At 45.8% G+C, this 25,170-nt stretch carries 28 protein-coding genes and 2 pseudogenes; 10 read left to right on the plus strand and 20 right to left on the minus strand.

Features of this window, described 5'->3' with window-relative positions; genetic code table 11:
* Position 1 precedes the first annotated feature (1 nt).
* A complete protein-coding gene (locus tag BST99_RS06940) occupies positions 2–637 on the plus strand; it encodes a carotenoid biosynthesis protein (protein WP_105001160.1) in 636 nt (211 codons plus the stop codon).
* Here BST99_RS06940 and BST99_RS06945 read toward each other — a convergent pair.
* From BST99_RS06945 to BST99_RS06970, 6 genes are all read right to left on the minus strand, one after another.
* The gene (locus BST99_RS06945; protein ID WP_105001161.1) at positions 620–1,333 is read right to left on the minus strand and encodes a DUF3291 domain-containing protein; all 714 of its coding nucleotides are present in this window, start codon (positions 1,331–1,333) and stop codon (positions 620–622) included. The two genes, BST99_RS06940 and BST99_RS06945, sit on opposite strands and share 18 nt — an antisense overlap.
* Positions 1,326–1,904, minus strand: coding sequence for a TlpA family protein disulfide reductase (locus BST99_RS06950; RefSeq protein WP_105001162.1), 579 nt, complete (start codon positions 1,902–1,904; stop codon positions 1,326–1,328). Before BST99_RS06950 ends, BST99_RS06945 begins: the two co-directional genes overlap by 8 nt.
* Positions 1,897–4,167: an aconitate hydratase gene (locus BST99_RS06955; RefSeq protein ID WP_105001163.1), complete on the minus strand. Its 2,271-nt coding sequence runs from the start codon at positions 4,165–4,167 to the stop codon at positions 1,897–1,899. Before BST99_RS06955 ends, BST99_RS06950 begins: the two co-directional genes overlap by 8 nt.
* Positions 4,168–4,261: 94 nt before the next feature.
* Entirely contained in the window at positions 4,262–5,218 is a 957-nt protein-coding gene (locus BST99_RS06960; protein ID WP_105001164.1) for an AAA family ATPase, read from the minus strand.
* A 4-nt stretch (positions 5,219–5,222) separates the two neighbouring features.
* Positions 5,223–6,722: a peptidylprolyl isomerase gene (locus BST99_RS06965; RefSeq protein WP_105001165.1), complete on the minus strand. Its 1,500-nt coding sequence runs from the start codon at positions 6,720–6,722 to the stop codon at positions 5,223–5,225.
* On the minus strand, positions 6,688–7,569 hold the full coding sequence (locus BST99_RS06970) for a peptidylprolyl isomerase (protein WP_105001166.1): 882 nt from the start codon (positions 7,567–7,569) through the stop codon (positions 6,688–6,690). Before BST99_RS06970 ends, BST99_RS06965 begins: the two co-directional genes overlap by 35 nt.
* 111 nt (positions 7,570–7,680) lie before the next feature.
* Here BST99_RS06970 and BST99_RS06975 point away from each other — a divergent pair, with 111 nt between their 5' ends.
* The 5 genes and pseudogenes from BST99_RS06975 (at position 7,681) to BST99_RS06995 (ending at position 9,981) form a co-directional block, all read left to right on the plus strand.
* Positions 7,681–8,118: an SRPBCC family protein gene (locus tag BST99_RS06975; protein ID WP_105002455.1), complete on the plus strand. Its 438-nt coding sequence runs from the start codon at positions 7,681–7,683 to the stop codon at positions 8,116–8,118.
* 8 nt (positions 8,119–8,126) lie between these two features.
* The gene (locus BST99_RS06980) at positions 8,127–8,375 is read left to right on the plus strand and encodes a hypothetical protein (protein WP_105001167.1); all 249 of its coding nucleotides are present in this window, start codon (positions 8,127–8,129) and stop codon (positions 8,373–8,375) included.
* The gene (locus BST99_RS06985; RefSeq protein ID WP_181044175.1) at positions 8,372–9,334 is read left to right on the plus strand and encodes a serine hydrolase; all 963 of its coding nucleotides are present in this window, start codon (positions 8,372–8,374) and stop codon (positions 9,332–9,334) included. The genes BST99_RS06980 and BST99_RS06985 overlap by 4 nt, the downstream gene beginning before the upstream one ends.
* Positions 9,331–9,519, plus strand: a complete 189-nt coding sequence (locus BST99_RS06990; protein WP_105001169.1) for a hypothetical protein — start codon at positions 9,331–9,333, stop codon at positions 9,517–9,519. Before BST99_RS06985 ends, BST99_RS06990 begins: the two co-directional genes overlap by 4 nt.
* A 36-nt stretch (positions 9,520–9,555) precedes the next feature.
* Positions 9,556–9,981: pseudogene (locus BST99_RS06995) on the plus strand (BLUF domain-containing protein).
* A 54-nt stretch (positions 9,982–10,035) separates the two neighbouring features.
* Here BST99_RS06995 and BST99_RS07000 read toward each other — a convergent pair.
* Entirely contained in the window at positions 10,036–10,554 is a 519-nt protein-coding gene (locus tag BST99_RS07000) for a fasciclin domain-containing protein (protein WP_105001171.1), read from the minus strand.
* Positions 10,555–10,678: 124 nt separating this feature from the next.
* Between BST99_RS07000 and BST99_RS07005 the strand changes: the two genes are divergently transcribed.
* Both BST99_RS07005 and BST99_RS07010 read left to right on the plus strand, forming a co-directional pair.
* Positions 10,679–11,245, plus strand: coding sequence for an RNA polymerase sigma factor (locus BST99_RS07005; protein ID WP_105001172.1), 567 nt, complete (start codon positions 10,679–10,681; stop codon positions 11,243–11,245).
* Positions 11,242–11,997, plus strand: coding sequence for an anti-sigma factor domain-containing protein (locus tag BST99_RS07010; RefSeq protein ID WP_181044177.1), 756 nt, complete (start codon positions 11,242–11,244; stop codon positions 11,995–11,997). Before BST99_RS07005 ends, BST99_RS07010 begins: the two co-directional genes overlap by 4 nt.
* Positions 11,998–11,999: 2 nt before the next feature.
* Here the strand turns inward: BST99_RS07010 and rimO are convergent, their stop codons facing one another.
* Positions 12,000–13,304 carry a 30S ribosomal protein S12 methylthiotransferase RimO gene (gene rimO, locus BST99_RS07015; protein ID WP_105001174.1) on the minus strand — a complete coding sequence of 435 codons (1,305 nt, stop codon included), beginning with the start codon at positions 13,302–13,304 and terminating at the stop codon, positions 12,000–12,002.
* A gap of 113 nt (positions 13,305–13,417) precedes the next feature.
* On the opposite strand from rimO, the gene BST99_RS07020 reads away from it, so the two are divergent.
* Positions 13,418–14,566: a serine hydrolase domain-containing protein gene (locus BST99_RS07020; RefSeq protein ID WP_105002456.1), complete on the plus strand. Its 1,149-nt coding sequence runs from the start codon at positions 13,418–13,420 to the stop codon at positions 14,564–14,566.
* 43 nt (positions 14,567–14,609) lie between these two features.
* Here the strand turns inward: BST99_RS07020 and BST99_RS07025 are convergent, their stop codons facing one another.
* From BST99_RS07025 to recR, 11 genes and pseudogenes are all read right to left on the minus strand, one after another.
* Complete coding sequence (locus BST99_RS07025) at positions 14,610–16,298, minus strand: amidase family protein (protein ID WP_105001175.1); 1,689 nt, start codon at positions 16,296–16,298, stop codon at positions 14,610–14,612.
* Between the two features lie 19 nt (positions 16,299–16,317).
* Complete coding sequence (gene ftsY / locus BST99_RS07030) at positions 16,318–17,268, minus strand: signal recognition particle-docking protein FtsY (RefSeq protein WP_105001176.1); 951 nt, start codon at positions 17,266–17,268, stop codon at positions 16,318–16,320.
* 111 nt (positions 17,269–17,379) lie between these two features.
* Positions 17,380–17,532 carry a DUF4295 domain-containing protein gene (locus BST99_RS07035; RefSeq protein ID WP_073181591.1) on the minus strand — a complete coding sequence of 51 codons (153 nt, stop codon included), beginning with the start codon at positions 17,530–17,532 and terminating at the stop codon, positions 17,380–17,382.
* 7 nt (positions 17,533–17,539) lie between these two features.
* On the minus strand, positions 17,540–17,722 hold the full coding sequence (rpmG, locus tag BST99_RS07040; protein WP_105001177.1) for a 50S ribosomal protein L33: 183 nt from the start codon (positions 17,720–17,722) through the stop codon (positions 17,540–17,542).
* Positions 17,723–17,735: 13 nt separating this feature from the next.
* A pseudogene (gene rpmB / locus BST99_RS07045) lies at positions 17,736–17,973 on the minus strand (50S ribosomal protein L28).
* Between the two features lie 73 nt (positions 17,974–18,046).
* Positions 18,047–19,294 carry a competence/damage-inducible protein A gene (locus tag BST99_RS07050; RefSeq protein ID WP_105001178.1) on the minus strand — a complete coding sequence of 416 codons (1,248 nt, stop codon included), beginning with the start codon at positions 19,292–19,294 and terminating at the stop codon, positions 18,047–18,049.
* Between the two features lie 13 nt (positions 19,295–19,307).
* Positions 19,308–19,646 carry an Hpt domain-containing protein gene (locus BST99_RS07055; RefSeq protein ID WP_105001179.1) on the minus strand — a complete coding sequence of 113 codons (339 nt, stop codon included), beginning with the start codon at positions 19,644–19,646 and terminating at the stop codon, positions 19,308–19,310.
* A complete protein-coding gene (locus BST99_RS07060) occupies positions 19,646–20,257 on the minus strand; it encodes a fumarylacetoacetate hydrolase family protein (RefSeq protein ID WP_105001180.1) in 612 nt (203 codons plus the stop codon). Before BST99_RS07060 ends, BST99_RS07055 begins: the two co-directional genes overlap by 1 nt.
* Before the next feature lie 2 nt (positions 20,258–20,259).
* Entirely contained in the window at positions 20,260–21,027 is a 768-nt protein-coding gene (locus BST99_RS07065) for a 3'-5' exonuclease (protein WP_105001181.1), read from the minus strand.
* A gap of 42 nt (positions 21,028–21,069) precedes the next feature.
* The gene (locus BST99_RS07070) at positions 21,070–22,431 is read right to left on the minus strand and encodes a dihydrolipoamide acetyltransferase family protein (RefSeq protein WP_394335607.1); all 1,362 of its coding nucleotides are present in this window, start codon (positions 22,429–22,431) and stop codon (positions 21,070–21,072) included.
* Between the two features lie 103 nt (positions 22,432–22,534).
* Positions 22,535–23,155: a recombination mediator RecR gene (gene recR, locus BST99_RS07075; RefSeq protein WP_105001182.1), complete on the minus strand. Its 621-nt coding sequence runs from the start codon at positions 23,153–23,155 to the stop codon at positions 22,535–22,537.
* Positions 23,156–23,250: 95 nt separating this feature from the next.
* Here recR and BST99_RS07080 point away from each other — a divergent pair, with 95 nt between their 5' ends.
* The gene (locus tag BST99_RS07080) at positions 23,251–24,714 is read left to right on the plus strand and encodes a sodium:solute symporter (protein ID WP_105001183.1); all 1,464 of its coding nucleotides are present in this window, start codon (positions 23,251–23,253) and stop codon (positions 24,712–24,714) included.
* On the opposite strand, the gene BST99_RS15105 is transcribed toward BST99_RS07080, so the two are convergent.
* The gene (locus BST99_RS15105; RefSeq protein WP_394335608.1) at positions 24,680–24,904 is read right to left on the minus strand and encodes a hypothetical protein; all 225 of its coding nucleotides are present in this window, start codon (positions 24,902–24,904) and stop codon (positions 24,680–24,682) included. The genes BST99_RS07080 and BST99_RS15105 overlap by 35 nt on opposite strands.
* Between the last annotated feature and the right edge of the window lie 266 nt (positions 24,905–25,170).

The following is a 25,170-nucleotide window of genomic DNA, read 5'->3' on the forward strand; positions in this document are numbered from 1 at the left end:
CATGAGTACAACCTACACTGAAAAAACTTGGATCGGGATCGGAATCCTCTGGTTATTCCACCTCTCTGGTGTCATCGGAATAGGCTTGGGACATACCGATTGGTTTATCGAAAAGACACCTCTTAATCTAAGCGTAAGCCTGGCCGTATTTTTATGGCTATACCCTGTACAGAAAAAACAATCCATCCTGGTCTTTTTATTGATCGCTTGTCTAGGAATGGCTGCGGAATGGATGGGTGTTCACTGGGGATGGTTCTTTGGGGACTACAGCTACGGATCGAATTTTGGTCCAAAGTTTCAGGGCGTGCCCTATCTCATCGGTCTATATTGGGCCCTATTGACCTTGGCCACTTCGGCCATGGCAAAACCATGGTTAAAAAGCAACTGGGCACAATGGGCTTTGGGAGCGGCACTTATGGTGGTCTTGGATTTTCTGCTGGAACAGTGGGCACCCCTCTTTGATTTCTGGACCTTCGACCCTCACCCACCAGCAAAGAATTATATCAGTTGGTTCGTACTCGGTTTCGGTTTGCAAGTGCTATGGGATAAAGCGGGCAACAGAGGATCTTACCCCATCTCCTTACACCTCTATTTGGCACAGGTCTTCTTTTTCGGAACCTTATTCCTGGTTTATTAATGCTTTCAACTCGAGGGTTTCTGGCCAATTGCCTTCCGTATCGTAAGGCTGAAAACGACTAAACAGTTCCTCTTTATACCAATTGAGTTCTCGCGTCAGCTTTATCGCAGACACGTGATTCTTCTGTTGGTAAGCGAAAGCGTTAAGTCCATCAACGGACTCCCAAACAGAAAAGGTGGCCATTTGGGTAAAGGGAATCTCTCCTATCCCCTTGGTGTACCTCAGCTCTTTGTACTGATCCATTCCCTCCTGCGAATAGGGAACATGTTTCCAAAAACGCCGCAGTAAACTGAGCTTGATGGTGGCACGGGTGATGACCGTCAAAAGCGGATTGTTCTCGTCAAGGCTGGAGCTCTTCTCAAAAGGATTCTTCTTATCCCAAAGGCCTCGACTGATTACATTCTTCATATACAAAGTCCAGGTGCCATCGCATTTGCGGATATAGCGATTGGCGATCTCCGCCTGGGCATGAAAACGTCGGGCATCCTCATCGGAGTCCCAAACCTGTAATAAGGCGTAAGTGGTATAATCCGGCCAGGGATTAAAGGCTTGTTTACCGCTGCCCATGAGTTTATAGAACTGTTGACCTTGTACTTTTTTTAAGGGGCGGTGCGCGAATTGCATCATCCCAAAAGCCCACCACTTGGCCCAGCCAGAAAAGCGAAAAAAACGGAGTGTTGTAACCTGCTTACTCACCAGAAGTCGTTGCCAACAGAGTATCGATATCCTTAAAAAAAGCATCAGAATTCCACTTGGCGATGCCTTCGGTGTGCACTACGATTTCTCCCTCAGGACTGATGAGATAAGAAGAAGGAACTTTTGCCTCCCCCTCCTCAATCGGTCGAGGATCCCCTATAATCAGATAGGTTACCGGAAAATCGTATTCGTGCCGCTCCATGAATTCCTCAACAGGCGGCCGCTCTTCGTTGGTTATGATATAGAAGTCAATCTGGGAGCCATACTTTTCGTAGAACTCCGCAATACCATTCATTTCGGCTTCCGAGGGCAACTTCCAGCTTGCCCAGAAGTTGATGAAAATCCACTTCCCTTCAGAACGCTGAAAGCTGAATATATCCCAGGACTCGTCTTTTAATCGCCAGTTATAATCTGCTATCTTCTCTCTGCTATTGGCCTGGATAATCTCCGGGCTGGAAGCAAAGGCTCTATTGGCCATGATCTTAAAAAAGTAGCCCACTCCGAGTTGAGGAATAAAGAATACCGCGATCAGGAGGATCAACAGCAGATTAAGTAGCGTCTTTTTACGCATTTTCCTTCTTGATCACATTCAAGGCTGACCCTTCTTTGAACCAATTGATCTGCGCTTCATTGTAGGTGTGATTGACCTCAATGGTATCAACAGATCCATCAGCATGTGTGAATCGAATGTGAAGGGGTTTCCCAGGAGTAAAGTCTTGGATATCGACGAAGTCGATCGTATCGTCTTCTTGGATCAAATCGTAATCCGCTTCATTGGCAAAAGTCAAGCCCAACATCCCTTGCTTCTTCAAGTTGGTTTCGTGTATACGGGCAAAAGACTTCACCAGCACTGCCGCTACACCCAAGTGACGAGGCTGCATTGCAGCGTGCTCACGTGATGAACCTTCGCCGTAGTTGTGATCTCCAACAACCAAGGTCTTGATACCCGCAGCTTTGTATTCGCGCTGGGTATCAGGCACTCCACCATACTCTCCTGTTAATTGGTTTTTGACGAAGTTGGTTTTTTGGTTGAAGGCATTAACCGCTCCGATCAAGGTATTGTTGGCAATGTTGTCCAGGTGACCACGGTAGCGCAACCAAGGTCCGGCCATAGAGATGTGGTCGGTGGTACATTTGCCGTAGGCTTTAATAAGCAATTTCATCCCCTGCAAGCTATCTGGAGCAATTGGAATGAATGGATCCAACAATTGCAAACGTTCTGAACTGGGAGAGACAACAACTTGTACACCACTTCCATCTTCCATCGGGGCGATAAAACCAGCATCCTCCACGGCAAATCCTTCTGGTGGTAATTCATAGCCTCGTGGCTCATCCAATTTCACTTCTTCTCCTGCTTCGTTGATCAGGGTATCCGTTTGAGGGTTAAAATCAAGTCGTCCAGCAATGGCAATGGCAGTAACTAATTCAGGTGATCCGACAAAGGCCAGGGTATTGGGGTTTCCGTCAGCACGTTTAGCAAAGTTTCGGTTAAACGAGTGAACAATCGTATTGCGAGGTCCGTCGGCCGCTTTGTCTCCGTAGCGATCCCACATTCCGATACAAGGTCCACAAGCATTCGCAAATACCGTTGCGCCAATCTTGTCAAAGGTGTCAATAAGACCGTCTCTTTCGATAGTGTAACGCACCTGCTCTGAACCCGGAGTAATCGTAAATTTTGATTTTGTTATCAGGTTCTTATCTGCAACCTGCTTGGCCAAACTGGCCGCACGAGAGATATCTTCGTAGGAAGAGTTGGTACAAGAACCGATTAGTCCGACCTCTACTTGCAAAGGCCAGTCGTTATTCTTTGCCGCTTCCGACATTTTAGAGATGGGTGTCGCTAAGTCCGGAGTAAAAGGTCCGTTTAAATGCGGCTCCAGGGTCGATAGGTCAATTTCAATGACTTGATCGAAATACTGCTCAGGATTGGCGTAAACTTCCGCATCTCCGGTCAGGTGTTCCTTCACTTGATTGGCAGCATCAGCAACATCCGCACGGTCAGTAGCTCGAAGGTAGCGATCCATAGACTCATCGTACCCGAAAGTAGACGTGGTCGCTCCCACTTCTGCACCCATATTACAGATGGTTCCTTTTCCAGTACAAGACATGGACAGGGCTCCTTCGCCAAAATATTCAATAATGGCTCCAGTTCCTCCCTTTACAGTTAGGATTTCAGCCACTTTAAGAATAACGTCTTTAGGAGCAGTCCATCCAGAAAGGCTTCCGGTTAATTTCACTCCAATGAGTTTTGGGAATTTAAGCTCCCAAGGCATCCCAGCCATTACATCTACAGCGTCAGCACCACCAACACCGATGGCAATCATTCCTAATCCTCCGGCATTCACGGTATGGGAATCCGTACCAATCATCATCCCTCCAGGGAAGGCGTAATTTTCTAGAACAACCTGGTGGATGATACCGGCTCCCGGCTTCCAGAAGCCAATTCCGTACTTATTGGAAACCGATTCCAAGAAATCAAAAACCTCATTACTGGTTTGGTTGGCTCGTTTCAAATCCGCTTCCGCTCCAACTTTTGCCTGAATCAAGTGATCACAGTGAACGGTCGTTGGAACAGCAACTTTTGGCTTTCCGGCATGCATGAACTGCAAAAGAGCCATCTGTGCGGTTGCATCTTGACAGGCCACACGGTCCGGTGCAAAATCAACATAATCCATGGCTCGCTCAAAAACAGTATTCGGGGTTCCTCCCCAAAGGTGGCTGTAAAGAATCTTTTCAGCCAATGTGAGGGGTTTACCCACCAATTCTCTGGCGGCATTAACACGTTCTCCCATTTGAGAGTATACCTTCCGGATTACATCAATATCGAAAGCCATATGGATTTATAGTTTATTGTGGTTTTTGAATAATTGCAAAATTACGAAAATGGGGCCGAAAGACCGTTTAGACTCTTTCTCAATTAGATCCCCCTTAAGACATCAATTCCTCTACTATACGGGCATCGGTAATTCCTTCCGCTTCGGCCTTATAGTTTTTGAGGATACGGTGTCTTAATATTCCTAGTGCAACAGCCCTTACGTCCTCCGCATCCGGTGAAAACTTACCATTGATGAGCGAGTGCGCTTTGGCGCCGAGGATCAGGTTTTGGGAGGCTCTGGGTCCGGCACCCCAGTCCAAATAGTCCCGAACAAAAGGGCTGGCAGAAGACAATCCCGGACGGGAACGACTCACCAGTCGAACAGCAAACTCTACAACATTATCGGCTACCGGAATACGGCGAACCAACTGCTGAATTTCTTGGATTTCCTGAGCTGTAAAAATAGCCTTGACCTCATTGTTCTGCTCCTTTGTTGTGGCTTTAACCACTTCAATTTCTTCTTCCACCGAAGGGTAATCCAATTCGATGGCGAACATAAAGCGATCTAATTGTGCTTCCGGCAAAGGATAAGTACCCTCCTGCTCAATCGGGTTTTGAGTAGCCAACACAAAGTATGGATTGGGCAAAGTATGGGTCTGGCCCGCAATGGTTACCGCCTTTTCCTGCATAGCTTCCAAAAGGGCCGCTTGGGTTTTGGGTGGAGTTCTGTTGATCTCATCCGCCAAAATAATATTGGCAAACACAGGGCCTTTAATGAACTTGAAATTACGATCGTTGTCAAGCACTTCGCTTCCGACTATATCGGAAGGCATAAGATCCGGAGTAAACTGAATCCGTTTAAAATTCAACCCCAGTGTCTGGGCAATGGTGTTTACCATCAAGGTCTTCGCCAATCCAGGGACCCCAATGAGTAAGGAGTGTCCTCCAGCGTAGATAGAAAGGAGTATTTGCTCGATCACGGCTTCTTGTCCGATGATCACCTTCCCGATTTCTTGTCGTAATGCTTTGTGTTTATCGCCGAGTCTAACTACTGCTTCTTTCTCTGACATAAGCCTACTCCTTTACCCACTTGTTGGCAAAATCACAGTCTTTAAACTCCTTATTTACCTGTACGTAGGAGTCTTCAATAGTCTTAGCGATCCATTTACTGATCACCCTGACCTGCTTCTCCCTCAAAGCCAGCTCCTGGATTTTCAAATAATCCTGGGCAAAATCAGCCTTGTGCTCGTCAAAGCGGTTGGTGATCTGCATGATCTTGAATTGTGGCGGCCCTCCTCGAGGGTCTTCCTGGGTTAGGGGGTAGCTGATTTCGTTGTCTTTTAAATTTCGGACCTGATTATAGAGTTTCGGGTCCATATTGGTCAACTCGAAGCGATCGGAAAAATCTATTGGGTTACGCAATTGACCTCCATCACCACTGGTTTCCTTCTCGTCTGAGTACTTTCGGGCGGCTTCCTGGAAATCGAGTTTTCCGTCCAGGATTTGCTGGCGAATAGAATCCAATTCCATTTTGGCTTCGCGAATAACATCGTCCGGCACATCTGGACGAATCAAGATATGGCGCACATCTCTTTCTTGACCTCGGATCTTGTCTACTGTCAAGATGTGGTAGCCATAAATCGTTTCAAAGGGCTCACTGACCTCTCCTTCTTTTATACTGAAAGCGACATCCTTAAACTCCTTTAGGAAGGGGGTTTCTCGGGTGATCCCTGCATACAAGCCCCCGTTGTCTTTGGACCCCTCGTCATCTGAATTCAATACCGCTTTAATACTAAAGCTGGAACCCAATTCCTCAATATCCTGCTTAATCTTTAAAAGGCGATTGATCACCTTCTGCTTTTCTTCTTCCGGTGGTTGAGGAGATTTGACAATTTGAGCAATAGAAAGTGCAGCGCCAAAAACAGGGCGCTCCTCCTCCGGAATACCATAGAAAAACTCGCGCACCTCCTCTGGAGTAACCTCAAGTTCTTCGATAATATTCTGCTTCATATTGTCAGAGAGCAAACGCAAACGGTTGATTTCATTGAGCTCTTCTTTAAGACTAACCAAATCGGGTTTTTGGTAGAACTTCAGGACCTTTTCTAAGGAGCCTACCTGAGAAATCAATTGTTGTACCTGACGATCACTGGTCCCGTACACCTGCGCATCAGAAACCAAAAGGCTATCCTGAATGGCCTGGTGAGCATACAAACGATCTTCCATGAGTTTACCAAGCAACTGGCAGGTTGTAATGTCTTGTGTAGAACCTCCCTGGTTCTCGATATCAGCAAGCAGCTTATCAATATCAGAATTGAGGATAACGTAATCTCCAACAACTGCCGCTACCCCATCAACTTTGGTACGCATGATGCGTGCCGTTGTGGTGTCGGCCGGCAGGGCGGCGCTTTTTTGCATAATGGACTGGGCTAAAGCAAGGGAGTCTTTACTCACCGGAGTTGTTGCTGTGGAATCTGCTGGGGAGTTCTCTTGTGCATAACCTGCAAGCAGGCTGAACAACAATAAAGTACCGCTTAGTACCTTACTCTTGTTTCTCTTGATAATTCTCAAATTCATTCTTTTTGGTGGCCTCAGAAAGAATGTCTGCTTCGATTTGCCGGACGTAGTCCAGTCGTCTTCTGTTCAAGATAATCTCCTTTAAATCAGGGATTACATAGGTGAACGGAGCTTGATCGTTGACATCCATAGAGGCCATTACACGGCCGAAATATACACCCGTACTGTCCTTGATTTCAAAGAATTTTGATTTTTTTAAGTAAGAATCTTGATTCTTGTAGTTCAACGGGGGTATTTCCATCATCAATTGGGAAGCGCTCACCCAAATACTGTCATTGAAATGCGCTTTTTTAAAGTGGACAGAAATAGAATCCAGGTATCGGGCGTCTTCCTGTTCAAAACGCTTCATTCTATCCTCAACCAAGTCGGGGTTAAGGAAGGTGGGTGGTAAACCAATGAAGCGTAATTGATAAATTTTCTCGTTCAGCTTAAAGTTCTCTTTCTGCGCATTGTAGAATTTCAATAATTCTTTGGTGGTCACCGCGGAATCATTCATCTGCCGGGTCAACTCATCCACATAAGCACGCGTGTAAAGCTCAGCACGGTAATCCGCCACCAAACGATCGAATTCGTTCAGGGTCTCATCAGGTAGGTTGATCTTGGAACGAGTGAGTAAGAGCTCCTTAGATGCCCATCTATTAATGTAGTCCGTAATAAAGGCTGCGCTATCTGCCGAGCTCATGACCGTTGGAATAGCCAACTCTACCTCATTTTTATAGAGATAAGCATTTCCTACTCTGGCTAGAGGAACTTGTTCGAACTCCTCTTTAAAAAACGAATCACAGCTGGGTACTGTCAGTAGCACCATCAGCCAAAAAACGACAAAGAGATTTCGATCCGAAAGCATTAAGCAAAAATAGGAATAAGTCTGGGCCACGCAAGGCCTGAGGCCGCCCTTAACAGATTTTTTATAGCCGCTCATCTAATAATTTATATCTTGCTTTCAAATGCCAACGGAATGAAATACACCACTCAAGTAATTATCGATTTACCGCTGGAAGAATGCATCGCTAAATTGGACAACCCCGAAAACATGAAACACTGGCAAGAAGGGTTGGAATCTTATGAGCATCTTCAAGGAGCTGCTGGGCAGGAAGGCGCCCAAATGAACCTGCACTACAAGATGGGGAGACGCAAAATCGATATGGTCGAAACCATTATTAAAAAACAATTGCCCAACGAGTTCCATAGTACTTATGAAGCCAAAGGGGTTCACAATATCCAGAAGAATTACTTCACCACGGTAGAAGGAAACAAAACCCAATGGACTTCTGTGAGTGAATTCAAATTTGATAAACCTGGACTTCGCTTGATGAGCTGGCTAGTACCTAATGTATTTAGAAAGCAATCGCAGAAGTACCTGGAGGATTTCAAGTCTTTCGCTGAGAACAACTAGAGCCTCCCATGTCAAAGAAGCTAAAAGTGATCTGGGATTTTAGGGGACCGGCCTCTCAAAAAACGGCCGAACACTTTGTGATTCACTTAGAGGAGTATCTGAAAGGAAACACACTTAAGTCGCACGGTCATGGGTCTGAAATTCGATCCGATATGATCGCCATCGCTTTCCTGATTATCGGCACCGAGGATTTAGAACAAGTGAAAAACGAGCTGAAGCCCCATCGAGCGGAATGGGTCGAAACACCATCGGCATGAAAAGAGCATCTCTACAATCTATTCTCCTACTTGCGGTTTTGCTTATTGGAGGAGCTTGTCAACAAGAAGAACAAGCCCAAACCATTCTGGAAAAGGCCTTAAGTTCAGATGATCCTGCGATCGCCAGGGTCATGGCAAATCCCGAAAAATATGAGCTTCAAATTCGATTGAGTCAAACCATCAAAGCGGGAGAACAGGTTCGATTTGAAGATATCGATTATCAGGTTGATGATTCCGTCTACTTTTACCCGGCCAGCACAGTCAAATTCGCGGTAGCCGTGGCTGCTCTCGAAAAATTAAATCAACAGGACATCGATATACATCAACGCTATTACATAGAAGGAGACAGTTTGGAGGCGAGCTTTGCCGATGATATCCGCGCTGTTTTCGCAATCAGCGATAACCACGCCAATAACAGGCTCTTTGAATACGTAGGTCAGGATGGCATCAATGCCCAACTTAGGGAACGTGGAGTAAGTCCCATCCGGATTGCTCACCGCCTATCGACCGCCCTGGCCGACACGCTGATCACACGCCCACTTCTCCTGTTGGGACAAAATGAAGAGAGTACGGCAACAAGAGCGATAGAAAATAGCCCGATTGAAGCCTTAAAACTAAAAGGAATGACCAAAGGCATTGGGTTTATGACCGGTAGTGAAAAAATCGACGAGGCGTTTGATTTTAGCCGTAAAAACTACTTCCCGATTTCGGCACAGAACGCTTTACTTAAACGAGTCATTTTTCCAGAGGCCTTTGAAGAAAAGGACCGCTTACAAATCAGCGAAAGTCAAAGGGAGTACCTACTCCATACGATGAGCAAATTGCCTCGAGAGCAAGGCTATGATCCGGAGGAATTCTACGACGGCTACGTGAAATTCTTTCTCTTTGGAGACTCAGAAGACGTGATTCCAACAGACTTCAAGATCTACAATAAAGTGGCTACGCCTACGGAACCTTGACGGACACCGCCTATATCGTCAACCAAAAGGAAGGTGTAGCCTTTCTGCTTCACGCCACCATCTTGGTCAACAAAGATGGTGTTTTTAATGACGATCAATATGAGTACGACGAAATTGGAATTCCTTTTTTAGCGGCACTAGGTCGCGAGCTGTACCGATTGCAAAAAGAAGAGGGTAATAAGTAAGAATTTACCTATTTTTTATGGTGAAATCTTATTTTCATGAAAGCGGTTCTTTACCTCAGTCGAGCAACACAAAAATTTGAAAAAGAGAAACTCCAACAAATTGAAGAAAAGTCTTTGGCCAATAACACTAAGTTGGGCATTAGCGGCTAGTTGTATTTTGATGGCAATCACTTTTTGCGATACCTCGAAGGGGAAGCCGAATTGGTCGACCCACTTCTAGAGATTATGCGTGACGACCCGCGCCCTGACTTTTTGTGCGCAACACAGGAGCAAATCGATGAAAAACGCTTTCCGGAATGGAGTATGAAAAATATCCAAAGTATTCTGCTCGAGATGAATCTGGTCGAAAAAACCATTATTCAAATCCTAAGCCTTTTCGGGGATAAAGGCTACAGTATCAACGCTGGTATGAGCAAGGATCTCTTTAAACTAATGGACCACCTCAAAGCCGTGGTCTATTAAAAAAAGCCACCCCCTTTCGGAAGTGGCTTTCTTCAAATCCTCATTCATCTAACATTAGTTGGGCATTACCACATCTTCGATGATGTGAATTACACCATTAGATGCCATCACGTCCGTTTTGGCAATCTTGCTGTAATTGCCCTTGCTGTCTTTCAAGTAGATTCCTCCATCCTTTTGAACAGCGGTCAGTCGCGCTCCATTGAGGGTTGTCAGACTTGCACTCCCTTTTCCTTTTTTCAAAGCAGCAACAACATCGGTAGCGGTTACTTTTCCGGCCACAACGTGGTAGGTCAAGATTCCGGCTAGTGCGCTTTTGTTTTTAGGTTGCAAAAGGCTATTTAGGGTCTTGGAATCAATTTTTGCAAAGCCGCTATTGACTGGAGCAAATACGGTAAATGGTCCGTCTCCTTGCAAAGCAGGAACGAGATCAGCAGCTTTTAGAGCGGTTACTAAAGTGGAAAAGTCGTCAACAGATACCGCGATGTCTACAATGGATTTTGCTTTCTGAGCCTGTGTTGTTTGAACACTCATCATTAGGGCTACTGCACTTAGAATAAAAACTATTTTTTTCATGTCTTGATTTCTTTTTAAGATTTAAAATGTTTTAGAATTAAAATTTGCGCGCTTACCCTATTTACCCCGACATCTCCCCTTTGGATGAAGCCTGATCTTTTTTATCATATCTTTAACAGAGCGGATGAAAGCAGACACTAACGATAAAGCACTCATTATCGGCGTTCAGCAAAGGGACCAAAAAGCCCTCTACGCCTTATACGAGAAGTACTCAGGAGCCCTTTACGGGGTCATCATTCGCATGTGCAAGGATTCGGGTCTGGCGGAAGAGCTCCTCCAAGAGAGTTTCCTTAAGATCTGGAATAAAATAGACCAGTACCATCCTGATAAGGGCCGTTTTTATACCTGGGCCTATCGAATTGCACGAAATACCACCTTAAATGCCATGAGAAAAGAGTCCTTGCTCATCCAAAGCGAGGATTTAAGTGTATATAAGGATAGAAAAGAAGAGGAAGAGCCATGGGATGTCCAGCGTTTAAACGGCCAAATCAACAGCCTGGAACCCCATCACCGACAAGCGATTTCTCTGGTATACTTTCAAGGATTTACCCACCGAGAGGCCCACGAAGAAATGGGCGTACCGCTGGGAACCTTCAAATCGTATATCAGACAGGCGCTTAAGCAATTGCGGGAAGGTTATAAGATAACCGGATGCGCACTGTTATTTATGAACCATTGGTTAGGGCTATGACGAAAGAAGAAGCAATAGAACAAGGGTATTTGGAAGCCTATCTTCTCGGAGAACTCGATTCCGAAAAGATGGAGGCCTTGGAATCCCTCTTGTCCAGAGACCTGGGCTTGCGCAATACATTGAACACCCTGGAAGCGGATTTTGAAAAAATGGCCATGGATAATGCCATTGAACCTCCCGCTCATATTAGAGAGAATTTAAAGAAAGCCATTGAACAACCTAAGGTACGCCTTCCCTATAGGCCAGATCTTTGGGCTGCAGCGTCGCTGGCTTTGCTTTTCGCCATCACCGCCTTTAGTCTCTTTTTACGGTGGCAAAGTACCCAAGAAGAACTCGAAATTCTACAGCAAGACAACCTCTTTGTCCGATCCGAATTGGAAGAAATACGCTCTAAGAACTTAGAGCAAGAAGTGATCCTGGAACGAGTCGCTTCCCCGGAAGTTGTACCCGTATTTTTGCGTGGAAACCAACGCCTCACTTCCTTTAAAATCGTCGCCTACCTCGATGAAGCCAGCGGACAGGTGTGGATCAATACCGCTGACATTCCTTCTCCACCGGAAGGCCGTAGTTACCAAATGTGGGGCGACGTAGATGACCACATGGTCTCGATGGGTGTTGTCAAGCCTGAGGGAGACTGGCAAGCCATGACGTATTTGCCCGAGGCAAGTTCCTTGAATGTCACCTTAGAACCCGAAGGAGGTAGTGAAGAGGCCAGTGTGGATCAGCTGCTAGCGCAGACCATTATTCCCTAAGCTCAATCTACAGGCTCCGCCTGTAAGTCAAAATCAGTTGCTGATATAATTTTCAAATCGACGAAAGATCCGATGCGCAAAAAGTGTTGGGTGGCGTCAACAAGGACTTCATTATCCACTTCAGGAGAATCGTACTCCGTACGACCAATAAAATAATTCCCTTCCTTTCTGTCGATCAGGCAGCGGTAAGTCTTGCCGATGTGTTGTTGGTTTGATTCCCAAGAAATACCGGCTTGCAATTCCATGATGGCATTGGCTCGCTCCAATTTGACCTCTTCAGGCACATCATCCTCCAGAGAATAGGCATGGGTTTGCTCCTCGTGGCTGTAGGTAAAACAACCCAGTCGCTCGAACTTCATCTCTTTTACCCAATCGTACAAGGTCTGAAAATCCTCCTCGGTTTCGCCAGGATAACCCACAATGAGGGTCGTACGAATAGCCATGTCGGGAACCGCCGCTCTAAACTCCTCCAAAAGCTTAGTGGTTTTGGCCTTGGTCGTTCCTCGCCTCATACTTTTTAGAATAGGGTCAGCGATGTGTTGAAGCGGAATATCAATGTAGTTACAAATCTTGGGTTCTCTTTTCATGACCTCTAGGACTTCCATAGGAAATCCAGTCGGAAAGGCATAATGCAGACGTATCCACTCAATGCCTTCTACATTCACCAAAGCTTCCAGTAGTTCCGCCAAGGCTCTTTTCTTGTACAAATCAAGACCATAATAGGTCAAATCCTGTGCGATTAGGATCAACTCCTTTACCCCTTTTGAAGCTAATTTCTGGGCTTCCGTAACCAGATCTTCTATAGGTGTACTTCTGTGTTTTCCTCGCATCAACGGGATAGCACAAAAAGAACAGGGTCGATCGCAGCCTTCAGCAATCTTGAGATAAGCGTAATGAGCGGGAGTGGCCGTCTTGCGTTCTCCGATGAGCTCGTGTTTGTAATCTGCCCCTAAGGCCTGAAGGAGCTGAGGCAAATCACGGGTCCCAAAAAAGGCATCTACTTCATCGATTTCTTTTTCAAGGTCTGGTTTGTATCGCTCACTGAGACATCCGGTAACAAAAAGTTGTTCTATGCGTCCTTCCTCCTTTTGGCGAGCGTACTCCAAGATGGTGTTGACGCTTTCTTCTTTGGCATTGGCAATAAAGCCACAGGTATTCACCACAACAACATCTCCCTCCCCTTCGTGAACGACTTCCTTGCCATTGGCTTCCAATTGACCAACCAAGACTTCGGAGTCATAGGTGTTTTTGCTGCAACCCAGTGTCACAACATTAATTCGCTTGGGATGAAGGGATTTTGTTCGCATAGGGGGCAAAAATACAATCCCAGGTGCACTTCATCGATTGTTTTGCATAAAATTCTATCCCTCAGCGTTAAACCATTGTGGGCGGACAGGATCATAGAGCTAATCTGAACAACATGAATCGACTGTCTTTTTACCGTTTATTGGTGCGTATCGGCTTCGCACTCCTTATTCTCCTAATTAATTTCGCGTGTACCAATCCGGAAGGCTCCGAGGGTATTGAGGTTTTAGACCCGACCGAAGAAAATGAAGAGAGCTCAGACACCCCCGAAGGTCTCTACTTTCCTCCTTCCCAATCTCCTGAATGGGAAACCCTATCCCCTGCCATGTTGGCCTGGGACAGCAACGGCGAACAAGCCCTTGAAGAATATCTTTTGAGCAAAGACACCAAAGCATTTATTGTCCTGAAAGAGGGTAAAATAGTGGTCGAATGGTACTTTGGAGATCATACCCAAAACACCAGTTGGTACTGGGCTTCAGCCGGAAAAACCCTGACCAGTTATACCCTCGGAATTGCTCAGGAAGAAGGCCTCTTATCACTGGACGATACCTCTTCAGATTACCTTGGTGTGGGCTGGACCTCTGCAACGGCTGAACAAGAAAGTGCTATTACCGTACGGCATCAACTCACCATGACCTCCGGCCTGGACGACACAGCGTTTGACTGTGTAAGCCCGGAGTGCTTAACCTTTTTGGCGGAGGCAGGAAGTCGATGGGCTTATCACAATGGCCCCTATACCCTCTTACAACAAGTGATTAGCTCCGCGAGTAGTTCCTCTTTTGAAGACTATTTTAATTCCCGCATTCGCAACCGAATTGGAATGGATGGGTTCTGGTTTTCGACCAGTGGAACCAATAACGTTTTTTTTAGCTCCGCCCGTAGCATGGCTCGTTTTGGCCTTCTGAACCTGGCCAATGGTCAATGGAATGGTCAAAGCATCCTGGGTGACACAGCCTATTTAAATGATCTCAAGTCTCCTTCCCAAGAGCTCAATTCATCCTATGGTTACCTCTATTGGCTCAACGGACAAGATGATTTTAGACTTCCAGGCTTGCAAGCGCTTTTTAACGGACAATTAATTCCCAATGCGCCAGCCGATACCTTTGCCGGTCTGGGAGCAAATGACCAAAAGCTCTTCATCGTGCCTTCACAAAATCTGGTGATCGTCCGCATGGGTGAAGATGCTGGTACGAGTCAGCTCGGTCCTTCGAGTTTTGATACCGAACTCTGGGACCTCCTTAATGCCTGGATCGTTTACGACTAAAGGTTTCCGATAGCCGGGGGATGTAAAGGCGAATACGAGAACATCAATCTGTATATCCTTCCGGCGTTTTTCGGGCCTGTAACAAGGATTCAATTGGAGCACCTAAACGGTATAGTTTGCCCTCCTGAAACTGCTTCCCGATCAGGGTTAAACTACGAGGCTCTCCTTCTGCCGTATACCCCATAGGTATGGTCAGGGCAGGATATTTAGCTACCGCTGCAAAACCCGCATGGGCATTGTTCAAAGAGAGGACCGCATCCAATTGATTCTCGTTCATCAACTGATTGAAGTAAAGTCGTCCGTTGGTCTGCAATTGCTTTTTAATCGCTTCTAAAGACTCCTGCGAAGTGGTATCCGCAACGATTCCTTCCAACAGCTGCATCCCGTAGGGGACCGTGGTCAAGGTATCCTGCAGATTAAACTCGACTACATCAGCAACTGAGCGAACTTTAACGGCTTCGGTATCTTTTGGCTGTGTGCTCAAATAAGAAACCAGATCGACTTTCATATCGATATTCAAGAGGGTAATAAAACCGGGCAAACCAATCTCGGGAGAATCCATACGCACAATTTTGGCTCCTGCTCGCTCTAGCTTCTCTACCGTTGCTTTGTAGACACTATCTCTTTCTACCAATTGGTTAAAGACACCAAATCGCTTCCCCTTTACCGCATCAGCCTCGGTCGTCTGATACCACCCAGCGGGCCAGTCTGCCTTTACGGAATCATCATCTCCTATATCAAAACCTCTCATGGCATCCATGACTATTGCATTGTCAATGACAGAACGAGTCATCGGGCCAGGGGTATCCAGCGTGCTCGAAATAGGAACAATTCCCGTTCGGCTCAACAGTCCAATGGTAGGTTTCATACCGACTACGGAGTTCTGGCTCGAAGGAGAAAGGATGGATCCTGAGGTTTCGGTTCCCACTGCAGCAACAGCGTAGTTGGCTGCCATCGAAGTTCCACTTCCGGAACTACTCCCTCCGGATTCAAAAATCTTACGCCCATAGGGGTTTAGGGTTTGCCCGCCTACCGCACTGTAACCAACAGGGCAACCTGTACACATAAAATAGGCCCATTCACTCAGATTGACCTTTCCTAAAATAATCGCTCCCTTCTTCTTGAGTTGCTCTACGATAAAAGCGTCCTCCGTCTGGTTCTCCATAAGTGCGATCGCTCCAGCGGTGGTCTTCATCTCTTGGGTACCGATATTGTCTTTAAGTAAAATAGGCATGCCATAAACCGGATGCTCCCCATCAGCATTGGCTTTAAGGGCTCTCGCTTCCTCTAGAACCTTTGGATTTAAGGCCATGATGGTATACAAGGTCGTTTCTGGATTCAATTCATACCGATAAATACGCTTGAGGTAAAAAAGAACCAATTCCTCGTATGTAAAAGCACCGCTCTTAACAGAAGCCTGAATTGCCGGAATGGATTGTTCTAAAACAAGGGGACGGAGTTCTTCGTAGCGAGCGTCCGAAAAGGCCATGACCTCCTGGTAAAAACCTTTAAAAATGGCATCCCGATCCTGCACCTTGGACTGAATCAATTTATACCGCATACGACCAAAAGGGTGGTCGGCATTGGCGGCGACTTCAGCCGAATCATTATAGGTTGAAGGCCAGAGCTCTTCTGGGGTATCTACTTCAGCTTCTTTGGTATTATCAAAAATACAAGAGGAAAAAAGGCAAGCCACTAAGGCCACCTGAAACAAGCGGATTGGGAATTTCATAAAGTCGGATTTAGTCCGACTACAAGTTAAAAAAAGAATCTACAAATTCGTGCTTGTCAAAGGACTGTAAATCCTCGATACCCTCTCCTACTCCGATGTATTTGACTGGAATTTGGAATTGATCTGAAATCCCAATGACAACGCCTCCTTTGGCCGTTCCGTCCAGCTTGGTTACGGCTAGAGAAGTCACTTCTGTTGCCTTGGTAAATTGCTTGGCCTGCTCAAAGGCATTCTGACCTGTTGAACCATCCAAAACCAACATCACCTCGTGAGGGGCATCCGGAATTACCTTTTGCATAACCCGCTTGATCTTGCTGAGCTCGTTCATCAAGTTCACCTTGTTGTGCAATCGCCCGGCCGTATCGATGAGTACTACATCAGCGCCTTGCGTTTGGGCGGCCTGAACCGTATCAAAGGCTACAGAGGCAGGATCACTGCCCATTTGCTGTTTGATCAAAGGCACATTCACTCGTTCTGACCATACTTCCAATTGATCAATCGCTGCTGCTCGAAAGGTATCGGCAGCTCCTAAAACGACTTTTAATCCTTGTCCGGTGAATTGATGCGCAAGTTTACCAATGGTTGTGGTCTTTCCAACTCCATTAACCCCGACAACCATAATGACATAAGGTCCATCGGCCTTTTCTTCCGAAGCGGCAGCATTAGATTCCGTTTCTGCCAGGAGCCCTGCAATCTCTTCCCGCAGAATAACATTGAGCTCTTCCGTACCCATAAACTTATCACGGGCAACACGGGCCTCAATGCGCTCAATAATTTTTAGGGTGGTGTCTACTCCGACGTCTGAGGTAACCAGCACCTCTTCCAGATTATCCAGGACATCATCGTCTACCTTTGACTTTCCGGCAACCGCCTTACTCAGCTTATCGAAAAAGCTGGTCTTACTTTTTTCGAGCCCCTTATCCAGGGATTCCTTTTTTTCGGAACTGAAAATCTTCTTAAAAAGACCCATAAGTGGAAAGCGTATAAAAGATGAAAGGTATAGAGATAAAAAAGTCGCTTAAAAAGCGACTTGGTCATTCTTCAAACAAAAACCCTGCGAGAAGCAGGGAAAGCGTTTGTCTTATTTCTTGTTCAACCAGTCGTTGACTAGCTCCGGAGCCATAACAGACTCTACAAAAGTATAGGCTCCTGTTTTAGGAGATTTTACCATCTTGATCGCCTTAGTCAACCTTTTTGAAGATGACTGTAGTGTTGCTACTGTTTTCTTTGCCATGGCTTACTTACTTGATTTCTTTATGAACAGTCATACGCTTGAGAATAGGGTTGAATTTTTTCAACTCCATACGATCTGGCGTATTCTTTTTATTCTTGGTTGTGATATACCGTGAAGTTCCAGGCATACCTGATTCTTTGTGCTCCGTGCACTCCAGAATCACTTGAATTCGATTTCCTTTCTTGGCCATCTCCTACCTAATTTTATTTCAAGTATCCTTTCGCACGGGCCTCTTTCAAGACGGCGGTGATACCTTTTTTATTGATTTCTTTGACTCCTTTTGAAGAAACGTTTAGAGTAATCCAACGATCTTCTTCAGGGATATAGAATCTCTTTTTAGAAATATTGATGTCAAAACGACGTTTTGGTTTTGTTGATCGAAAACGACACGTTGTTTCCAAACATCACTTTTTTTCCTGTTACTTCACAAATCTTAGACATCGTCTGCTGCTTTAGCTGATTTTTTCGAGTGTGCAAATGTAATAGAATAAAATGGGTCGCACAACAATCTATTTTAGAAATTTAATATTTCCTGATAGATCATTTCTAAGGCCTTATTGACGGACTTTTGAGTGATGCGTTCGCGGTTAGCTCCCATCTGAAATGACTGGGCAAAAACCTTGTTTGGCGTTGCTATGGCAATAAAGACCTTACCGACCTCTTCCTTGGAGTCCCCCTTGTCTGGACCGGCATTCCCGGTTGTGGCAATGGCGAAGTCACTGCTCATTTGCCGTCGCACATTCTGCACCATGGCAATTGCCACGGCCTCACTGACTACCGAGTGGGTATTTACCAAGTCTTTAGGCACCTCCAATACCGTTTCTTTAATCTCGGTGGCATAAGCGACTATGCCTCCTCGAAAATAGGCCGAAGCTCCAGGTAGCGCAACCAACTGGCGTGCGATCTGTCCACCGGTAAAGCTTTCTGCAACGGCTAGGGTTTGTTCCTTCCCTTTAAATTGATGGGCTATACCCGCTTCTATTCCCCCTTCTTGTTCTTCTCCGTAATAAATATCGGCAACCAGTGAGCGCAGCGTTTTTACGTAACCCTCTACATAATCGATGAGGGTTTGTTTGTCATTACCGGTAGCGGATAAGCGAAGGCGCACCCTTCCAAGACTGGGTAAATAGGCCAACTTGATATCGTCCGGCAAGCCCAATTCGAAGTCTTGTATTCGCTCTGCAATCGCACTCTCTCCCATTCCATAGGTAATCAAGGTTCGGTGCTCAATAGCGGGCAATTCAAATCTCTGCTGCACCCGGGGGATGACCTTTTCTCGCATGAGATGCTTCATTTCATAAGGGACTCCCGGTAGGGAAACCACCGCCTTCTTACCGTTTTGAAACCACATTCCAGGAGCAGTTCCGTTCACATTAAAGAGGACTTCGGCTTTGGAAGGCAATTGGGCCTGACTCCGATTCATCTCTGAAATAGGAGTAGTGATGTACTTGCGAAAAAGATGTTCGATGTGTTCAAGAACCTCTTGATTCAATACCAATTCATCTTCAAAATATTCGGTCAGGGTTTGTTTAGTCTTATCGTCACGAGTAGGTCCAAGACCTCCACTGAATATCAAAAGATCAGAACGCTCCAGTCCCGTATCCAAGGCTGAAATAATAGCTTTGGACTCATCTGGTATCGTGCTCTTCCAATGGACAGCAATACCTGCCCTTGTGAGCACCTCAGCCATGAACACAGCGTTGGTATCCACAATCTGACCAATGAGGATCTCGTCCCCGATGGTGATAATTTCAGCTTTCATAAAAAGGGAAGACTTAGAGCGAAAAGTCCTTTTTGAGTTCCTGGATGGCTTGCTCAATGTCCTTCTTTAATAGAGGGAATTTAGGTCGGATCTCCTCAAGGGGTTGATTTTGCTTCCCCATGGTTTCGATTTCCAAAGCAAGTGCCCGGGCAGGTTCCATGCCCATCAGGTCCAAATTGGGCTTCAATTTGTGTGCGAGCTTGTAGATCTGCTCAATATTTCCGCTTTCTAATTCGGATTCCAGGGCCTGTAAGTCAACAGGAACTTCTTCTAAAAAAACAGAAATAACAGACATCACAAAGTCTTGATCTCCTTCTGCCAGCTCCTGAATTTTATCGAGGGTATATATCATTAGCGAACGTGTATAGAGAAGAATTCCTCTCCTTCAATCTCCCCCCTAAGATAGTCATTGGGGGCGACTCGTCCAACCCCAGCAGGGGTTCCGGTAAAGATGATATCTCCTTTTTTGAGCATGAAATAGGTCGAAACATGGGCGATGAGCTCATCGATCTTCCACAGCATCAGGGAAGTATTTCCATCCTGCACCTTGGTTTCGTTCTGGAACAACCCAAAGGACAAATTGTTCAGGTCCTGGTATTGGGTCTTGGAGACCCACTTCCCGATAACAGCAGCACCGTCAAATCCTTTGGCCTTTTCCCAAGGCAAGCCTTTTTCTTTGAGTTGTGATTGCAAGTCCCTGGCGGTGAAATCAATACCCAAACTTATCTCGTCATAGTACTTGTGGGCGAATTCGGGCGCAATGTGTTTCCCTACCTTGTGAATTTTAACCAATACTTCCACTTCGTAATGGATCTGGTCCGAAAACTCCGGGATATAAAAGTCCTGTTCTTTGGGCAATACAGCAGAATCCGGCTTGATAAAAACCACAGGTTCTGTGGGCCGGGCATTGTTCAATTCCTCAATATGTGCTGCGTAATTACGCCCAATACAAACAAGCTTCATAATCAGGAATTAAAATTCTGTAGTTTGATCTGAGTCAGTACTTTTTTGGTGTAAAGCGGAAAATCTGCGTTGAGCATCCAGCCAAAGTAACCGGGTTCTTTTTCCAATACCTGACTAACCTCTACCCCTTTGTATTTGCCAAATGAAAAAATGGGCTTACCATCCTCGTTCTCCAAAATAAAACCGGCAAAGTCAATGGATTTACGTTGGGTACTGAACTCGGCCAGCTTCTTCATGTCATTTTCCAATTCCGGGTAGCGATCGAGTTGGGCCTTCAGCACTTCGTAAGTAGCCAAAGTATCGGCTTCGGCACTGTGCGCGTCTTCCAGGTTCTTATCGCAATAGAATTGATAGGCTGCACCCAAAGTACGCTTTTCCATTTTGTGAAAGATAGACTGCACATCGACCGAGACCGTATTCTTCATTTCGAAGTCATAACCAGCCCTCAGCATTTCTTCAGCCAACAAGGGAATGTCAAACCGGTTTGAATTGTAGCCGCCCAAATCAGATCCTTTGAGCATCTGCTGAATTTGAGGCGCCAACTCCTTAAAAGTGGGCTCATTGGCCACCTGTTCATTGGTAATTCCATGAACCGCTATAACCTCGGCTGGAATGATTTGCTCAGGATTGACCAGCCATCTTCGACTTTCCTGATTCCCGTTCGGGTATATTTTAAGGATTGCAATCTCAACAATGCGATCTTTAGCGACCTGGGTCCCTGTAGTTTCCAGATCAAAAAAGCAAATAGGACGCGTGAGTTTTAACTCCATACTAAAATTCTCGATCCAAATCCCAGGCCTCCAAATAGTCCGCTACCGCTTTGACAAACTGCCCCCCAATGCACCATTGACCACACGGTGATCGTAACTATGCGATAGGTACATTTTGCTGCGGATTCCAATAAAATCCCCTTCCGGTGTTTCGATAACAGAAGGAAGCTTGCGAATGGCTCCGAGGGCTAGAATCCCGACTTGAGGCTGGTTGATAATAGGAGTTCCGAAAATGCTTCCGAAAGAACCAACATTAGTTACCGTGTAGGTTCCGTCTTTCACCTCGTCCGGTTTGAGTTCATTATTCCGTGAACGACGGGCCAGGTCATTGACCGTTTTGGCCATTCCAACCAGGTTCAATTGATCGGCATTCTTAATGACGGGTACAATGAGATTACCGTCTGGCAAAGCTGCTGCCATCCCGAGGTTAATTCGTTTCTTTTTGATGACACTGTCCCCTTCTAAAGAAATGTTCATCATTGGAAATTTGCGGAGTGCTACCGCTATTGCTTCCATGAAGATGGGTGTAAAGGTCAGCTTTTCTCCTTCGCGTTGTTCAAAGGCCTTTTTGACCTTGTTTCTCCACAAAACAACATTGGTCACATCCACTTCCACAAAACTCTGGACATGAGCAGAAGTCTGAATGCTCTCCCTCATGTGGTGGGCGATCAACTTGCCCATTCGGCTAAGCGGAATGATTTCATCTCCATGAGACAGACTAGCCAAGGAAGTCCCCGCTGCTACAGGAGCAGGTGCAGCCTTCGCAGGAGTTGGTGCAGCCGCAGTTGCTTCACGACGGGATTCAGCAGGTGTAGATACCGAACCGTTTTGAGTGGCTGCCGTTGAGCCCCCTCTTGAATTGATATAGGCCAACATATCTTCTTTAGTCACTCGGCCTTCACTACCCGAACCTATAATCGAGTTGAGTTCTGTTTCCGAGATTCCTTCCTCACGGGCCATATTTCGCACCAGAGGAGAGTAAAACCGATCACTGGATCCTGTATGGGCATAGGCAGGGGCGCTAACGGTTTCCTTGACCGCCTCCATTTCTTTTTCTATTTGAGCCGTTTCCACCTGAGCTACTTCAGGTTCGGCAACCGGCTCAGGCGTCTCGGCGGGAGCAGGCTCTTGCTGCGGAGCGCTTGGGGCAATTTCCACACCTCCTTCGGTTTCAATGACAGCGATAACTTCGCCAACCTGAATAACATCGTCCACCTCAAAACGTTTCTCCAAAAGTACCCCTTCTACTTCACTGGGCACTTCAGAATCGACTTTATCCGTGGCGATTTCAACAACGGCTTCATCGAGTTCGATGCGATCTCCTACTTCCTTTAACCAAGAGGTCAAAGTGGCTTCTGCCACACTTTCTCCCATTTGGGGCAACCTCAGCTCAAATTTTGACATATCTTTATTTTATTGGCTCTTTCAATCAATTTCGTTGCAAAAATATTAAATCATATGCCGTTCTATCGCATATTCAGCAAAAAATAACGCAAGCTAGCGAAGGCTAACTGGATTTTAAGGCCTCCTCAAAGGGGATACGTTGAAGAATACTTCTACCCAGGGTTACTTCGTCAGCATATTGCAATTCATCTCCAATAGGAACTCCTCTCGCGATGGTAGTCAATTGAACTTCCATTCCTTCGAGCTGTCGGTAAATGTAGAAATTCGTGGTATCGCCTTCCAAAGTCGCACTCAGCGCCAGGATCACTTCCTTCACCTCTCCCTGCCTTACTTTTTCGATTAAGGAAGGAATCTTAAGATCTTGTGGCCCTATTCCTTCTAATGGAGAAATACGCCCTCCGAGTACATGATACAGCCCTTGAAACTGGGCCGTATTCTCGATGGCCATTACATCACGTAAATCTTCAACAACACAGATCTGTCCGTTATGGCGACTAGGGTTGCTGCAAATTTCACAGATTTCGCTATCCGAGAGGGTATGACAACTGCCACAGTATTGGATCTTTTCTGTGAGGTCCATCAAAGCTTCGGCCAGACGCTTGGTATGCTCTTTTTCTTGCTTGAGCAAATGCAGGGCCAAACGCAGAGCCGTTCGCTTGCCGATACCCGGTAAAAGGGAAATCTGGTCTACCGCTTCTTCCAACAATTTTGACGAAAACTCCATGAGGATAAATCAGACCCTAAAAGTACAATTTTACCGGCAGTACCGGACTCCTTGAATGTTTTGTAATTTCGATCGACAAAGAGCGTTACTAGCCTATGACCGCAACACAACTCCTACTGCTGACCGGCGGGTATTTTTTACTCCTTTTGGTCATCGCCTATTTCACAGGTAAAAACGATTCGAACGAAGACTTTTTTTCGGCCGCCAAGCAATCCCCCTGGTATGTCGTCGCCTTTGGTATGGTCGGGGCTTCCTTATCAGGAGTCACCTTTATTTCAGTACCCGGTTGGGTCGAAGCCTCACAATTCAGTTACCTGCAGGTCGTCTTGGGTTACTTTTTGGGCTATTTCGTGGTCGCTTTTCTGTTGCTACCCCTTTATTATCGTCTGGGATTAACCTCTATTTATCAGTACCTGGGAGAGCGGTTTGGACCCCAAAGTCATTTGACCGGAGCCTTTTTCTTTTTTGTCTCCAGGGTCCTGGGCGCAGCTTTTCGTCTGTATCTGGTCGCCATAGTGCTGCAATATTTCATTTTTGACCAATGGAACTTTCCTTTTGAGGGAACAGTTTTGATCTCCATCTTATTGATCTGGATCTATACCTTTCGAGGCGGTATCAAGACTATTGTTTGGACTGATACACTGCAAACTCTTTTCATGATTGTCGCTGTGGTCCTTTCAATCCACTTTATTTTGGATCACCTCAACATGGGCTTCATCGAGTTCTTGGGCTCTTCTTCCTTTGAACCCTATAAATCGGTCTGGGTAACGGATTCCTTTTTGGCCCGAAACTATTGGCTGAAGTCCTTCCTTGGTGGTGCATTTATTACCATATGCATGACAGGGCTCGATCAAGATATGATGCAAAAAAACCTGAGCTGCAAAAACCTAAAAGAGGCTCAAAAAAATATGGTAAGCTTCAGTATTGTCTTAGTTCTGGTGACGGTTCTTTTTATGATTCTGGGTGCCCTTCTCTTTGAGTATTCTAAGCTGCAAGGTATTAGTATGCCCGTCATGGACGGAAAAGCGAAAACAGACTTACTGTTTCCAGAAGTAGCTTTAAATGGGGAATTAGGGTCTATTTTGAGCATTACCTTTATGTTGGGGCTACTGGCGGCCGCCTACTCCAGTGCCGACAGCGCATTGACTTCTTTAACCACTTCCTTTTGTATTGACTTTCTAAAAAACTCGGACCCTAGCAAGCGTTTAAGACGCAGCGTACATGTGGGCATGAGTTTGGTTCTTGTAGTGGTGATCATCGCTTTTAAATATGTTTTAAGCAGCAATGTGATCGACAGTCTACTCACAGTGGCCGGATACACCTATGGGCCGCTTCTCGGGCTCTTTGCCTTTGGCATGTTCACCTCCTGGAAAATAAAAGACCGCTATGTGCTTTGGGTTTGCATTGCCATTGTGACAGGGATCGCCTTTTTAGGCAGTATAAAGGCGGAGGACTTAGGCGGCTACCAATTAGGCTATGAACTGCTTCCTCTCAATGGTTTATTGACCTTTATCGGCCTATGGTTTATCCGCAATGGGAAGCCTTATACTGATTCGTAGAAAGTAAGACCAAGTGACAAGCCTCTTCGACTTCAATACCCACCTGCCGGAGAACCAGATAGATCGCTGGGTTCTCGGTTCCCGGATTAAACAACATATGTTTAGGCATCAATTCCAACCAGAGAGGTAAATACGTCTTCTGATGTTGAGCTGAGAGATACGAAGTTAGGATGTCGATATTTGGAATCATTCTAAAATAGGATGGGTCATTTTTCACAACTACCCCTCCAATTTCACCTTACCTAAGACCAAAGGCGAGGGTAAAAACCCCTTTAGCTACAAGGCGTAAAACCACTTGATGGTTGTATCTGTTGCATTTTAAGGAAGCACCCCTACTATGCTGGTTTTCATGTACCTTTAGTCGCTATATTTATGTTAATATGACATTTTATTGTAACTTTCTTATACCTTTGGAGTCTATTAGGAGTAACTCATCTTAGTAGATATACGATCTTC

The sequence above is a fragment of the Aureicoccus marinus genome, from assembly GCF_002954325.1.
GTDB classification, from domain to species: domain Bacteria; phylum Bacteroidota; class Bacteroidia; order Flavobacteriales; family Flavobacteriaceae; genus Aureicoccus; species Aureicoccus marinus.